Raw genomic sequence first — 12,152 nt, 5'->3', positions numbered from 1 at the left:
TTATTTCTATACGGTGCCCCAGCGAATGTTCAGACCGTTATCGATCTTTATCGGCACGCGCTATACCCGCGCCAAGCGCCGCAATCGCTTTGTTTCGTTCATTTCGATGACCTCGATGATCGGCCTCGCCCTCGGCGTGCTGGCGATGATCGTCGTGCTGTCGGTGATGAACGGCTTTCAGCGCGAAATGAGCTCGCGCATCCTCGGCATGGTGCCCCATGCGACCATCGTTGGCGTCAAGCCGATCGATGACTGGCAGCCAGTGGCCGCCGCTGCGATGAAAAATCCCGAAGTGACGGCCGCCGTGCCGTTCACCGAAATGGAAGGCATGCTGTCCTACAAGGGTTCGATGCAGCCGATTCAGATCAGCGGCGTTGATCCGGCCCAGGAAGGCAAGGTGTCGATCGTTGCCCAGCACATCGTCCAGGGTCGTCTGGATGCCTTGAAGCCGGGTGAATTCGGTGTGGTGATCGGTGAAATCACCGCGCGGCGTTTCCGCCTCAATGTCGGCGACAAGATCACTCTGATCGTCCCGGAAGTCAGCACCGCGCCGGGCGGTATCACCCCGCGCATGCAGCGCCTGAATGTGGTTGGCGTGTTCAAGGTCGGCGCCGAGCTGGACGGCTCGATGGGCCTGATTCACGTCGCCGACGCCGCGACCATGCAGCACTGGCAACCGAATCAGGTGCAGAGCGTGCGTCTGGCGGTCAAGGATCTGTACGCCGCGCCGAAGGTGTCTGCGGACATTGCCGGTGGCCTCGGTGCTGACTTCAAGGCTGACGACTGGACTCACACCCAGGGCAGCCTGTTCAGCGCGATGAAGATGGAAAAAACCATGATCGGCCTGCTGTTGCTGATGATCGTCGCGGTGGCGGCGTTCAACATCATCGCGACGCTGATCATGGTGGTGAACGACAAGGGCGCCGACATCGCGATCCTGCGCACCATCGGCGCCACACCACGGCAGATCATGGCGATCTTCATGGTGCAGGGCACGGTGATCGGTATTGTCGGCACCATCATTGGCGGCGTGCTGGGCGTGATTGCGGCGCTCAATGTCAGCGAACTGGTCGGCTGGATCGAGCGTGTGACCGGCCAGCATATCTTCAGTTCGGACGTGTATTTCGTCAGCAACCTGCCCTCGGAATTGCAGGGTGGGGATGTGCTGTTGATCTGCTCGGCGGGTTTCATCCTGAGCTTCCTGGCGACGGTGTATCCGGCGTGGCGGGCGGCGAAGATTGAGCCGGCGCATGCGCTGAGATATTCGTAAGCGACTCCATGCTCGTTCCCACGCTCTGCGTGGGAATGCCTCAACGGACGCTCTGCGTTCGGCTCTTGAAGGGACGCGGAGCGTCCCGGGCTGCATTCCCACGCAGAGCGTGGGAACGATCAGGTCCGAGGCAACTCGATTACAAACCGCGTCCAACCCGTTTCAGATTCGCAATGAATCTGCCCGCCATGGGCACGCACGATCGACTGGGTAATTGCCAAGCCCAACCCCGCATGCTCACTGCTGCCTTCCTGCCGCGCCGGATCCGCTCGATAGAAGCGGTCGAACAGACGTGGCAGTAATTGCGCTGAGACCCCCTCGCCACTGTTCTCGACGCAGACGCGCACGATCTCCCCCTCGTCGACGATGCTCAAGCGCACATAACCCTCGGCCGGGGTAAACCGCAGTGCGTTATCCAGCAGGTTCGACAAGGCTCGGCGCAACATGCCGCGATCACCTTCGATTTGCGCCTCACCTTCACGGCTCAAGCTCACGCCAGCGTCTTCCGCCAATGGTGCAAAAAACTCCAGCAGCATGTCGGCCTCATCCGCCAGTTCCAGTGGTTCGCGCTTGGGCATCAGCAAGCCGTGGTCAGCCTTGGCCAGGTAGAGCATGTCGTTGACCAGTTGCGCCATCCGTTGCAGTTCTTCGAGGTTGCTGTGCAGCGCTTCGCGGTAATCCTCCAGTGCCCGAGGGCGGGTGAGGGTGACCTGGGTGTGGGTCAGCAGATTCGACAGTGGCGTGCGCAGCTCATGGGCGATGTCGGCGGAGAACGCCGAGAGGCGCTGAAACGAGTCGTCGAGGCGTGCGAGCATGGCGTTGAAGCTGTAGGCCATTTCTGCAAGCTCTGGTGGCATCTTCTCTTCAGGCAGTCGGGCATTCAGCGATTGCGCAGAAATCCCACGGGCCACCGCGCTCATCCGCCGCAACGGGCGCAGACCGCTGCGCGCGGCCCAGGCCCCGAGCACGGCAGTAGCCAGCGCCGACAGGCCGACGGTCAGCCAGATCAGATGCTGCATGCGCGTAAGAAAATGCTGGTGATGGGTGATGTCCAGCAGCAGCGTCAGTTGCGGCGAATCCGCTGTGTCTGGGTAGAGCGGGGCGCGCAGCACGCGGTAATCGGTGCCGTCATGGCTGATGGTCGACAGGCCTGTTTGCAGCGGCAGATTCTTCGGAATCTGCACCGAGCTGTCATACCAGTGCTGACCGTCGCCACTGGTAATGCGCAACGACAGATCGGCCTGACGGCTGAGTTCATCAGCCAGCCGCGCCTCGCGCTGGGCAGGTTGGAGATCCTGCAAGGCGCGGCGCAGGCCGATCAGTTTCGTCTCCAGTTGTTGCTGATCGAGTTCGATGAAGTGCGCCTCGCTGGCGCGGTCGAACAGCACCCCGGCGAACAGCGAGACCACCGCAGTGCAGGCGGCAAACAACAGGGCCAGGCGCGTGCTCAAGGACCAACGACGCATCACAGCGAACGCTCTTCGAGCACGTAACCCATGCCGCGCACGGTGTGGATCAACTTGTCGGGGAAGTCATCGTCGATCTTCAGGCGCAAGCGGCGGATCGCCACTTCGATGACGTTGGTGTCGCTGTCGAAATTCATGTCCCAAACCTGCGAGGCGATCAGCGATTTGGGCAGGACTTCACCCTGACGGCGCAGGAGCATTTCCAGCAGGGCGAATTCCTTGGCGGTCAGGTCGATGCGCTGGCCGCTGCGTTCGACCCGGCGGCGGATCAGATCCAGGCGCAGATCGGCCAGTTGCAGGCTGGTTTCCTGGGCGATTGCGCTGCCGCGTCGCAACAGGCTGCGCACCCGGGCGAGCAATTCGGAGAAGGCGAATGGCTTGACCAGATAATCGTCGGCGCCCAGTTCGAGGCCGTGAACCCTGTCCTCCACGGCGTCTTTGGCGGTGAGAAAAAGTACCGGCGTTTCGAGGCCAGCGCTGCGTACCGCTTGCAGAATCTGCCAGCCACTGCGCCCGGGCAGCATCACATCGAGGATCAACAGCGCGTAGTCACCGCTCAAGGCCAGTTGCTGGCCGCTGATGCCATCGGCCACCAGTTCGGTATTGAACCCGGCCTCGGTCAGGCCCTGACGCAGGTATTGGCCGGTTTTCGCTTGGTCTTCGACGATCAACAGTTTCATGGGCGACTCGGGCGGGGTTGGTATTTGGAAGGGCGAGGGCGTTATACCGTGAGATCCGGCGATAAGCGCCAAGCTGACAAAGTTGTAATCTGCCTGTCAGGTCGATGCCAGCACTGGGTGGTTAGAGTTTCCCACAGGCTGAACCTTGTCTTGTTGGAGTACGACCATGTTTTTGCGCACCTCGCTGAAAATAGCCACCTGTCTGCTGGCATTGAGTTCGCCAGCCTGGGCGGCACCCGCGCACACCTTCGCCTTCGGCCAGCCGGCAGCGGCGAGCCAGGCTACGCGCAGTATCGAAATCGTCATGGGCGACATGAACTTCGACCCGAAAGCCATACAGGTCAAGGCCGGTGAGACGGTTCGCTTTGTACTGGTGAATAAAGGCCAGTTGCTGCATGAATTCAACCTCGGTGATGCGGCGATGCATGCCAGTCACCAGCAGGAAATGTTGCAGATGCAGCAAAGCGGCATGCTTACGCCTACCGGCATGAAAAAAATGTCCCACGACATGGCGGGCATGAATCACGCGGCGATGGGCCACGGCATGCAGCATGACGACCCCAACAGCGTGCTGGTCGAGCCCGGTAAAACCGCCGAGTTGACCTGGACCTTCAGCAAGGCCACGGCGCTCGAGTTTGCCTGCAATATCCCCGGGCATTATCAGGCGGGCATGGTCGGCAAACTGACAGTCAGTCAGTAAGCACTCAAAGGCGCGGGCAAAGGCTGGTAGAATCCGCTGATTCTTCAGTCAGGTTTCCGCCATGCATCCCGCAGCCGAACATTCGCCGCTGGGCAAATCCAGCGAATACATCGCCACCTACACGCCGTCCCTGCTGTTCCCGATTCCGCGCACCGCGAAATGGGCCGAGCTGGGCCTGACCGCCGAAACCCTGCCGTATAAAGGCGTGGATTTCTGGAACTGCTTCGAGCTGTCGTGGCTGCTGCCCTCGGGCAAACCGGTGGTGGCGATCGCTGAATTCAGCATCCCGGCGGACTCGCCGAACATCATCGAATCGAAGTCGTTCAAGCTTTACCTCAACTCGCTGAATCAGACGCCGTTCGCCGACGTTGCCACATTGCAAGCGACGCTGGTCAAGGATCTGTCCGCCGCTGCCGGTAAACCGGTGGGCGTTCGGGTTCGCAGTCTGAAGGACGTCGAAGCTGAAGGCGTGGTGGGGTTGCCGGGCGTGTGCATCGACGATCTGGATATCAGCGTGAGCAATTATGAACACCCGCGTCCGGAGCTGCTGCGTTGCGACAATTCGCGCGTGGTCGAGGAGAGCGTGCACAGCCACCTGCTCAAATCCAACTGCCCGGTGACCAGCCAGCCGGACTGGGGCAGCGTCGTGGTGGAATATCGCGGCGCGGCGCTGGATCACGCCAGCCTGCTGGAGTACATCGTCAGCTTCCGCCAGCATTCGGACTTCCATGAGCAATGCGTTGAGCGGATTTTTCTTGATCTGCAGCGGTTGTTGAAGCCGGAGAAACTGACGGTATTTGCGCGCTATGTACGCCGGGGTGGGCTGGATATCAATCCGTATCGCAGCACTGAAGAGGTGCAGTTGCCAAATCATCGGCTCGTACGTCAATAAAGATCCTGAATGTGCGACATCCAATGTGGAAGCGAGCCTGCTCGCGAATGCGGTGTGTCATTAAACGATGATGTCGACTGACACGACGCCTTCGCGAGCAGGCTCGCTCCCACAAGGGCTTGCATGCACATTTTGCAAATGAAAAAGCCCTGCCATCGCTGGCAGGGCTTTTTTGTGCGGCGGGGCGTCAGATGCCCATGCTGCCCAGCGCGTTGACGATGTTGCGCAGGGTGCTGGCGATAGCCGGATGTTCAAGCTCGAAGCGATCCACTGCCAGGTTCACACCATCGGCGATGCTCGCGTCCTGGGTGGCAGTTTCCAGCTGGATCTCCGATTCGATCTGCGCCATCAGCGCATGCAGATCATCACGCTCGGCTTCCGACAGCGGTGGATTGTGTTCCAGCTGCTCGCGCAGGGTATCGAGCTGTTTTTGCAGTTCTTGGGCGGGCATGGTGGTTTCCTTTTATCAATAGGCACTGGCATTGACCGCAGCCGCGCGCCAAAGGTCTATGGCTGACCTTTAGATTAATCCACTCTCGGTAAACCTGCATGACGCCGGTCAGGGCTTTTCGCCTTTGGCGCGGCGCAAGCTGATGTCGGCGAGGCAGGCGTCCAGTTCGCCGAGATGATCGATTACCGAATGCACGCCCAGGCCGAACAACTGCACGGTTGCCTTGCCGCGCAACTTTTCGCGTTCCTTTTGCGAGAGCGCCTGCCACTCGCTCGGGCTCAGGCCGCATAGCGAGCCACAGGACGCCAGGCCAATCGTCCATAACCCGGCATTCAGACCGGCCTGTAACAGGCGCGGCTCACCACTGACCAGCACGCAACCGTCGAGGCGGTCGATGTTCAAACTCATCAACGCCTGCCAGCACGCGTTGGGCGCTGGCCATGGATTCATTGTTGCTGAATGTTGCGTCGGTTTGATCCAGTCCGGCAGCGACGCGGCCAGTGGCTGAGCGAGGGCAGGGGGCAATTCGTCGAGCCACGCGCAGGGAATTCCCTGGCGCTGCAAACTTTTCAGGCTATCGAGTGCGCCCGGTGTAGTTTTGGCATGTTCCGGCTGGGCGTTGAGCTCTCGCGCGGCGCGGGCACCGAAATCCACCAGGCAACCGCTCAGGCCGAACAGCACGGCAGTCAGGCCGGGCGCGGCGACGGGCAAGGTTTCGGCGTGAGTCATGGCAACGTCCCTGAAATAACGCTCAAGACTAAGGCGCTGGGGTGACAGTTGCATGACAGGCGGGTGAAAGCCTGCGTAGGAAACTTCCTGCATATCCTTGCAGCGGCGCACTGCCCAAATCGCCGTTTACGCTTATACTAGCGGCCTTAATGCCCGGGCCGAGAGGACCGCGCCAGTATCGAATCCAAGGAGTTTTTCTATGCGCTGGAGCCCTTCGCTCACTCAGCTAAGTGTATGTGCCAGCCTGTTGCTGGCGCCGTTCGCCACCCAGGCGGCCACCGAAGAAGACCCTTGGGAAAGCGTCAACCGGCCGATTTTCCAGTTCAACGACTTCGTTGACACCTACGCGCTGAAGCCACTGGCCCAGGGTTATGAGTTCATCACCCCGCAGTTCGTTGAAGACGGCATTCACAATATGTTCCGCAACGTCGGTGACGTGACCAACCTGGCGAACAACATTCTCCAGGCCAAACCGGCTGCGGCGGGCGTTGATACCGCCCGACTGATCTTCAACACCACCTTCGGTCTGCTCGGCTTCTTTGATGTCGGCACCAAGATGGGCTTGAACCGCAGCGACGAAGACTTCGGTCAGACCCTCGGTTACTGGGGCGTGGGCAGCGGCCCGTACGTTATGCTGCCGCTGATGGGGCCGAGCACCCTGCGTGACGCACCGTCGAAATATGTCGACAGCTTCACCGGCGCGTACCGCTACATCGACCACGTGCCGACGCGTAACTCGATCTTCGGCCTGAACATCGTCGACACCCGCGCCAGCCTGCTGTCGAGCGAGAAGCTGATCAGCGGCGACAAATACACCTTCATCCGCAACGCTTACCTGCAGAACCGCGAGTTCAAGGTGAAGGACGGTCAGGTCGAAGACGATTTCTGATTTCGACCGGCGACAGAAAGGCGACCCTCGGGTCGCCTTTTTTGTCCGCGCCAGAGCGTTGCCTGCGACTGCCACTACCTTCCATCGGGTTACCGTTGGAGCGGTTCTTATAACTCCCGGTGATTTGACAAACAAAGTCGTCAAGCGACAATCGGCGCATGCTTGAAACGCTCTGCGGATGGGAGTACCGTCTGCGCCTTAGAAGGGCACCTCTGTTTAAAACCGCGCGCCAGGCGAATGCTTGAAAGCGCTGCAACAGAGAGGCTAGAAAGCGAATCCAGTAGTCTGCGCAGGGCCGTTGCCCCGCTCACTACGCCAACCTAATTCTGGCGCCGTTTGCCCACATGCCAAAAACCAGTGCCACGCTGCTGATAATCGATGATGACGAGGTAGTGCGCGCGAGCCTCGCGGCCTATCTGGAAGACAGTGGTTTCAGCGTCCTGCAGGCCGGCAACGGTCAACAGGGTCTTCAGGTATTCGAGCAAGACGAGCCCGATCTGGTCATCTGCGATCTGCGCATGCCGCAGATGGGCGGTCTCGAACTGATCCGTCAGGTCACCGAGCGCTCACCCGATACGCCGGTGATCGTGGTCTCTGGTGCCGGGGTGATGAACGACGCAGTCGAGGCCCTGCGCCTGGGTGCGGCGGACTACCTGATCAAGCCTCTCGAAGATCTGGCTGTGCTCGAGCACTCCGTGCGCCGGGCCCTGGATCGTGCGCGGCTGCTGCTGGAAAACCAGCGCTACAGCGAGAAGCTGGAAAAGGCCAACCGCGAGCTCGAAGCCAGCCTGAACCTGCTCCAGGAAGACCAGAACGCCGGTCGCCAGGTGCAGATGAACATGCTGCCGGAAAGCCCGTGGAGCATCGACGAATTCAACTTTGCCCACCAGATCATCCCGTCGCTGTACCTGTCGGGTGATTTTGTCGACTATTTCCGCGTTGACGAGCGCCGGGTCGCGTTTTATCTGGCGGATGTTTCCGGGCATGGTGCGTCATCAGCCTTCGTCACCGTGCTGTTGAAGTTCATGACCACGCGTTTGCTCTTCGAGTCAAAACGCAGCGGTACCTTGCCGGAGTTCAAACCTTCGGAAGTGCTCGGTCATATCAACCGGGGGCTGATCAGTTGTAAGCTGGGTAAACACGTCACAATGGTCGGTGGAGTCATCGACGAGGAGACCGGTTTGTTGACCTATAGCATCGGCGGCCATCTGCCTTTGCCTGTGTTGTACACGCCTGACAGTGTTCGTTATCTCGAAGGCCGTGGTCTGCCGGTGGGGCTTTTCAACGAAGCCACCTACGAAGACCACGTGCTTGAGCTGCCGCCGACGTTCAGCCTGACGCTGATGTCTGATGGCATTCTGGACCTTTTGCCGGAAGCAACGCTCAAAGAAAAAGAGGCTGCTTTGCCCGAACGGGTGAAGTCGGCGGGCGGCAGCCTGGATGGTCTGCGGCAAGTGTTTGGTTTGGCCACGCTAGGGGAGATGCCGGATGATATCGCCCTGTTGGTGTTGAGCAGGAATCTTTAATGAGTACCGGTAGAATCCAGTTCGCCGAGCAGGACGGCACCTTCGTCCTGAAGTTCGTCGGTGAAGTTCGCCTGACCCTGTGTTCGGCGTTGGATGCGACTATTGAGAAAATCTTCACCGCGCTGAATTTCAACGCGATCGTGATCGATTTGACCGAAACCCGCAGCATCGACAGCACCACCCTGGGCCTGCTGGCCAAACTGTCGATCCTGTCGCGGCAGAAGGTCGGCCTGTTGCCGACGGTTGTCACCACCCACGAAGACATCACTCGGCTTTTGCAGTCGATGGGCTTCGAGCAGGTGTTCAACATCGTCAACCACCCGGTGCCGTGCCCGGAGTGCCTGGACGACCTGCCGGATCAGGACCAGTCCGAAGAAGTGGTGCGAATCAAGGTGCTGGAAGCGCACAAGATTCTCATGGGCCTGAACGATTCCAATCGTGAAGCGTTTCATGATCTGGTCAATGCCCTGGAAAGACACTGACCTCATGAATTGATGGTGTCTGGGCTGGCCTCATCGCGGGCAAGCCCGCTCCCACAATGATCGCGTGAAACCTCAAACTTAGGTTCTCCACATACCCTGTGGGAGCGGGCTTGCCCGCGATGGCGTCGGGTCGGTCGATACATTTATCAGTGCAGGCAAATGAAAAAGGGCGATCCCTCACAGGTTCGCCCTTTTTGCGTTCTACAGACTCAAATCACAGCTTGGCCTGCAGCAACGCTTCCAGCTTCTCCTGGTCGCGGGCGAACTGACGGATGCCTTCAGCCAGTTTCTCGGTGGCCATCGCGTCTTCGTTGGACAACCAGCGGAATTGCGCTTCGTTGAGGCTCAGACGCGCTTCACCGGCATTGCCCGGTGCCAGTTTGCGTTCCAGCTTGCCGGTATCGGCGGCCAGTTTCTCCAGCAGTTCCGGGCTGATGGTCAGGCGATCGCAGCCAGCCAGTTGCTCGATCTGGTTGATGTTACGGAAGCTCGCGCCCATGACCACGGTCTTGTAGTCGTTGGCCTTGTAGTAGTTGTAGATGCGCGTCACCGACTGCACGCCCGGATCATCAGCGCCGGTGTAGTCGTTGCCGTTGGCCTTCTTGTACCAGTCGTAGATACGGCCCACGAACGGCGAAATCAGGAACACCCCGGCGTCGGCGCAGGCGGCGGCCTGGGCGAAGGAGAACAGCAGCGTCAGGTTGGTCTGGATGCCTTCCTTCTCGAGGATCTCGGCGGCGCGGATGCCTTCCCAGGTCGAGGCGATCTTGATCAGCACGCGGTCGCGGCCGACGCCGGCCTTGTCGTACAGCTCGATCAGGCGATGCGCACGCTTGAGGATCGCATCCTGGTCGAAGGACAGGCGCGCATCCACTTCGGTGGAGATGCGGCCTGGAACCACGTTGAGAATTTCCTTGCCCACTGCGACGCCGAAACGGTCGCTGGCCAGGCCGACATCGCCCTTGCAGTCGCGAACGCAATCGTTCAGCAGTTCGGCGTAACCGTGAATGGCCGAAGCCTTGAGCAGCAGGGAAGGGTTGGTGGTGGCATCGGTCGGTTTGACTCGGGCGATCGCTTCGAAGTCGCCAGTGTCGGCAACTACGGTGGTGAACTGTTTGAGTTGTTCCAGCTTGGAAGTCATGGGCGTGCTCTATCCTATGGGTCTGAAGACATTACCCGAGCGCTGACGGGCACTCAAGGGTGCATTCGTGGATCGATGGCCCCTGCGGCAACAACCAGAAAACGATTGTTTGAAAGGCGGGGCGCGGTGTCGCTGAATACGATGCCAAAACAGCCCACAGGTTCAAAGCAACCGACCTGTGAACAGGCCGGTTGCTCGAGCTCTACTCAGCGTTCAACACACCTTCCACGGATAACCGCGCCGGTTTTGGCTGGCCGTCAGAGGTGAGAAAGCCGAAGTTCTTCTCGCGATCGTTGCTGCCGGAATCACTGTTCCGCCATTCATAGATAGAGGTCAGGGGAATATTGAGGCGTTTCACGTCGGTAATAAACGCGTTGATCTTGGTCGCTTGCCCCTCAGGACCGCCGTTGGAGGCGAGGGCCGAAACCCCCCATTCACTGATGACCCCCGGCAGATTGAAGCTCTGCTGGATGAAGGTCTGCGCGTTGCTGATCTGCGTGGCGGTCATGCCGTAAGGGTGATAGGACACTGCGTTGAGGCATTTGGGGTACTCGCTGACGATACTTTTCAGCGCCACCGTCGACGCCGAGCCCGCGCTTGGCGGCCGGGCGAAGCCGAAACCGACCCGTGGTGTCGTCTGTGGCTGAGCTTCGAAGGCCTTGCACATGCCGGCCATGAACGGCACGAACGTTGTATCGAAATTGCGCGTCGGCCAATAGGTTTCCAGGTCCGGCTCGTTCCAGATTTCGATCGCCACCAATTGCGAGCTCCAGGATTTTTCCAGCCCGGTCACGGTGTTGGCGAACTTACCGCCGGCGGCGTTCAGCTCCTCCGGCGACGTGGCCGGCAGTGCCTTGATCGCGCGCACCGTCAGCAGCACCGGCAGGCCGGCGGAAGCGGCGGCGGCGAAGGCGTCGCTGACCTGTTTCTGATAAGTCTTGGCGGTGAGGCTGTCGCTCCACACACCGAAGCGTACAAAGCTGAAGCCTGCTGCCTTGATCTGCGCGGCATCGGCGGCGGTGAAACTCTGGATTTTCACCTGCACGCCGATGGTTTTTGCTGGAAGGTTGGGGAACAGCTCACTGGCGTGAACCTGGCTGGTGGCACCGAGCGCCATCAGGGCGAGGGCGGCGAGTTTATTGCGCTGTGCTGTTTTCATGTCTGCTCTCCTGAAGAGAATGACAACTACGAATATTTATCCCGTTACTCAATTTCCGATAACAGTGATGGCACTAAGTGCGCGAATGTTATTTTTTGTCAGGAAAACAGCAACTGAAAATCACAGTTATTTTTAGTCCGCTAATTGTGGTTGGGGCGGCTTAAAACGCTGTGGTACTTAATGTTCCTGTACTAACAGGGCGAAGCTATTTCTGAGTGCAGGAAAGTCGAGAGGGTTCATTAACTTTCACGGCATGTTGGCTGTTTGATATTACACAGGAAAGCAAGACTTGTTCAAAAAGATCCTCGTTGTCTGCGTGGGCAATATATGCCGAAGTCCGACGGCTGAACTGCTGCTGCGCAACGCGCTGGGCCAGTCCGCCATCACCGTGTCCTCTGCCGGGCTGTCCGCCCGCGTGGGCGAGGGCGTGGAGGCCTCGGCGCGGCAGGTTCTCGAAGAGCACGGGCATTGCGCCGAGGCCTTCAAGGCGCGGCAACTGACTTCGGACATCGTCAATGACTCGGACCTGATCCTGGTCATGGAAAAAGCCCACGTCAATCAAGTGCTGAAGATTGCCTCGCACGCCCGAGGCAAAGTGTTTCTGCTCGGCAAGTGGCAGAGCGAGCGCGAAATACATGATCCGTATCGTCAAGGCAAAGCCGCGTTTATTCATGCCCACGCATTGATTGAAGATGCTGTTAGTTCATGGGCAAAGCGTCTCGGGCATTGATGAATCTTCTTCAGAACAGTAAATGGTAAGAACAGAC

General features: G+C 59.4%; 13 protein-coding genes. 7 read left to right on the top strand and 6 right to left on the bottom strand.

Features of this window, described 5'->3' with window-relative positions; translation table 11 throughout:
* Positions 1-25: 25 nt before the first annotated feature.
* Positions 26-1,270 (top strand): lipoprotein-releasing ABC transporter permease subunit, encoded by a 1,245-nt coding sequence (locus J2Y39_RS10240; RefSeq protein WP_310217257.1) that lies wholly within the window; start codon positions 26-28, stop codon positions 1,268-1,270.
* A gap of 119 nt (positions 1,271-1,389) precedes the next feature.
* Here the strand turns inward: J2Y39_RS10240 and J2Y39_RS10235 are convergent, their stop codons facing one another.
* Both J2Y39_RS10235 and J2Y39_RS10230 read right to left on the bottom strand, forming a co-directional pair.
* Entirely contained in the window at positions 1,390-2,736 is a 1,347-nt protein-coding gene (locus J2Y39_RS10235; RefSeq protein ID WP_310217254.1) for a heavy metal sensor histidine kinase, read from the bottom strand.
* Positions 2,736-3,416 carry a heavy metal response regulator transcription factor gene (locus tag J2Y39_RS10230; protein WP_310217250.1) on the bottom strand — a complete coding sequence of 227 codons (681 nt, stop codon included), beginning with the start codon at positions 3,414-3,416 and terminating at the stop codon, positions 2,736-2,738. The genes J2Y39_RS10235 and J2Y39_RS10230 overlap by 1 nt, the downstream gene beginning before the upstream one ends.
* 166 nt (positions 3,417-3,582) lie before the next feature.
* Between J2Y39_RS10230 and J2Y39_RS10225 the strand changes: the two genes are divergently transcribed.
* Positions 3,583-4,116, top strand: a complete 534-nt coding sequence (locus J2Y39_RS10225; protein ID WP_310217247.1) for a cupredoxin family protein — start codon at positions 3,583-3,585, stop codon at positions 4,114-4,116.
* Between the two features lie 61 nt (positions 4,117-4,177).
* Complete coding sequence (queF, locus tag J2Y39_RS10220; protein WP_310217245.1) at positions 4,178-5,008, top strand: NADPH-dependent 7-cyano-7-deazaguanine reductase QueF; 831 nt, start codon at positions 4,178-4,180, stop codon at positions 5,006-5,008.
* 187 nt (positions 5,009-5,195) lie between these two features.
* On the opposite strand, the gene J2Y39_RS10210 is transcribed toward queF, so the two are convergent.
* Positions 5,196-5,459, bottom strand: a complete 264-nt coding sequence (locus tag J2Y39_RS10210) for a DUF4404 family protein (RefSeq protein ID WP_150634832.1) — start codon at positions 5,457-5,459, stop codon at positions 5,196-5,198.
* Positions 5,460-5,567: 108 nt separating this feature from the next.
* Complete coding sequence (locus J2Y39_RS10205) at positions 5,568-6,188, bottom strand: phosphatase (RefSeq protein ID WP_056791481.1); 621 nt, start codon at positions 6,186-6,188, stop codon at positions 5,568-5,570.
* 199 nt (positions 6,189-6,387) lie between these two features.
* Between J2Y39_RS10205 and J2Y39_RS10200 the strand changes: the two genes are divergently transcribed.
* From J2Y39_RS10200 to rssC, 3 genes are all read left to right on the top strand, one after another.
* A complete protein-coding gene (locus tag J2Y39_RS10200) occupies positions 6,388-7,077 on the top strand; it encodes a VacJ family lipoprotein (RefSeq protein WP_016775470.1) in 690 nt (229 codons plus the stop codon).
* A gap of 344 nt (positions 7,078-7,421) precedes the next feature.
* Positions 7,422-8,603 carry a two-component system response regulator RssB gene (rssB, locus tag J2Y39_RS10195; protein WP_024013622.1) on the top strand — a complete coding sequence of 394 codons (1,182 nt, stop codon included), beginning with the start codon at positions 7,422-7,424 and terminating at the stop codon, positions 8,601-8,603.
* Positions 8,603-9,085, top strand: a complete 483-nt coding sequence (rssC, locus tag J2Y39_RS10190) for an anti-sigma factor antagonist RssC (protein WP_003226553.1) — start codon at positions 8,603-8,605, stop codon at positions 9,083-9,085. Before rssB ends, rssC begins: the two co-directional genes overlap by 1 nt.
* Positions 9,086-9,299: 214 nt before the next feature.
* Here the strand turns inward: rssC and tal are convergent, their stop codons facing one another.
* Both tal and J2Y39_RS10180 read right to left on the bottom strand, forming a co-directional pair.
* Positions 9,300-10,226, bottom strand: a complete 927-nt coding sequence (gene tal / locus J2Y39_RS10185; protein ID WP_016775468.1) for a transaldolase — start codon at positions 10,224-10,226, stop codon at positions 9,300-9,302.
* Between the two features lie 202 nt (positions 10,227-10,428).
* Positions 10,429-11,385 (bottom strand): glycosyl hydrolase family 5, encoded by a 957-nt coding sequence (locus tag J2Y39_RS10180; protein ID WP_310217234.1) that lies wholly within the window; start codon positions 11,383-11,385, stop codon positions 10,429-10,431.
* A 289-nt stretch (positions 11,386-11,674) separates the two neighbouring features.
* Between J2Y39_RS10180 and J2Y39_RS10175 the strand changes: the two genes are divergently transcribed.
* Entirely contained in the window at positions 11,675-12,115 is a 441-nt protein-coding gene (locus J2Y39_RS10175) for a low molecular weight protein-tyrosine-phosphatase (protein ID WP_073471426.1), read from the top strand.
* Positions 12,116-12,152 lie beyond the last annotated feature (37 nt).

Origin of the sequence: Pseudomonas sp. 2957 (assembly GCF_031456345.1) — a bacterium.
GTDB classification, from domain to species: Bacteria; Pseudomonadota; Gammaproteobacteria; order Pseudomonadales; family Pseudomonadaceae; genus Aquipseudomonas; species Aquipseudomonas siliginis.
The sequence above is the reverse complement of the archived record's forward strand: the minus strand, read 5'-3'. Positions and strand labels throughout refer to the sequence as shown.

What these genes read in the sequence shown, in the direction of transcription:
- J2Y39_RS10240 (WP_310217257.1), top strand. Translation starts at nt 26, where the DNA reads ATGTTCAGACCGTTATCGATCTTTATCGGCACGCGCTATACCCGCGCC.
- J2Y39_RS10235 (WP_310217254.1), bottom strand. Translation starts at nt 2,736, where the DNA reads ATGCGTCGTTGGTCCTTGAGCACGCGCCTGGCCCTGTTGTTTGCCGCC.
- J2Y39_RS10230 (WP_310217250.1), bottom strand. Translation starts at nt 3,416, where the DNA reads ATGAAACTGTTGATCGTCGAAGACCAAGCGAAAACCGGCCAATACCTG.
- J2Y39_RS10225 (WP_310217247.1), top strand. Translation starts at nt 3,583, where the DNA reads ATGTTTTTGCGCACCTCGCTGAAAATAGCCACCTGTCTGCTGGCATTG.
- queF (WP_310217245.1), top strand. Translation starts at nt 4,178, where the DNA reads ATGCATCCCGCAGCCGAACATTCGCCGCTGGGCAAATCCAGCGAATAC.
- J2Y39_RS10210 (WP_150634832.1), bottom strand. Translation starts at nt 5,459, where the DNA reads ATGCCCGCCCAAGAACTGCAAAAACAGCTCGATACCCTGCGCGAGCAG.
- J2Y39_RS10205 (WP_056791481.1), bottom strand. Translation starts at nt 6,188, where the DNA reads ATGACTCACGCCGAAACCTTGCCCGTCGCCGCGCCCGGCCTGACTGCC.
- J2Y39_RS10200 (WP_016775470.1), top strand. Translation starts at nt 6,388, where the DNA reads ATGCGCTGGAGCCCTTCGCTCACTCAGCTAAGTGTATGTGCCAGCCTG.
- rssB (WP_024013622.1), top strand. Translation starts at nt 7,422, where the DNA reads ATGCCAAAAACCAGTGCCACGCTGCTGATAATCGATGATGACGAGGTA.
- rssC (WP_003226553.1), top strand. Translation starts at nt 8,603, where the DNA reads ATGAGTACCGGTAGAATCCAGTTCGCCGAGCAGGACGGCACCTTCGTC.
- tal (WP_016775468.1), bottom strand. Translation starts at nt 10,226, where the DNA reads ATGACTTCCAAGCTGGAACAACTCAAACAGTTCACCACCGTAGTTGCC.
- J2Y39_RS10180 (WP_310217234.1), bottom strand. Translation starts at nt 11,385, where the DNA reads ATGAAAACAGCACAGCGCAATAAACTCGCCGCCCTCGCCCTGATGGCG.